This is a genomic window from Vibrio anguillarum (assembly GCF_001989995.2).
In the GTDB taxonomy this organism is placed as follows: Bacteria; Pseudomonadota; Gammaproteobacteria; order Enterobacterales; family Vibrionaceae; genus Vibrio; species Vibrio anguillarum.
The window spans coordinates 1-703 of record NZ_JAHGUP010000132.1 but is presented as its reverse complement, the minus strand read 5'-3'; the positions used below and the strand labels follow the sequence as shown (position 1 = coordinate 703).

The 703-nt window shown below is 39.1% G+C and carries 1 protein-coding gene; it reads right to left on the bottom strand.

Annotated features, from left to right (window positions below; genetic code table 11):
* Positions 1-13: 13 nt before the first annotated feature.
* A partial coding sequence (locus tag PL85_RS17630; protein WP_234934719.1) for a DUF922 domain-containing protein occupies positions 14-703 on the bottom strand: 690 nt, incomplete at its 5' end.

The window sequence follows — 703 nt, the reverse complement described above, 5'->3', positions numbered from 1 at the left end:
CTTGAGCCGTTTGTTATATGCGTGGTGGGATTGGCGGAAAGGGTATTTCGCATATTTTCAGATAACGCTCTTCACCAAATGGAGACTTTTCCAATTCGATTTCTCCATGGGACGTATAAGTGTCAAAGAGAGCATTATTTTCCACCAATTCATCTTCTAGCTCGATAACTCTGTCATTTGCGCTACTACACTTTCCGCGCTGTCCATTTTTAAAGGCTAGGTAGACTTCATGCATAGACTTCACCGCGAGAGCACAATGAATCTGCTCATGCCTATAGAGCTTTTCCATATATGAACGGAAACCCTCAGCAGACTCTGGTGAAGTCTTAGACATTTCAAATTTCGGTAGTATATAGGTGACTTCCAAGCTAAATTTGTTAATTTCACAAGAATCATCGTTCGTATAAAAGTCATATTTCCAAGCGGTATGACCATCAAAACCATCTTTTATCATGAAGTCGGGTCTATCGGTATCAAAAGAATGTTCAATTTCATCAATACTGTTACCGCCAACCTCATACAATTCAAACTTTTTCTGAAAGGGAAAATCTAGCTGGACTTCGGCATTAACCTTGAAGAAAGACATTATAAAAACCATTGAAATTAAATATTTTTTCATTGTTTTCCCTAAAGCATATAACGCCCGGCTAAGGGGTTGACAACGCACCGCCGAACTCAAAAAACACACTGTAAACACTGAACT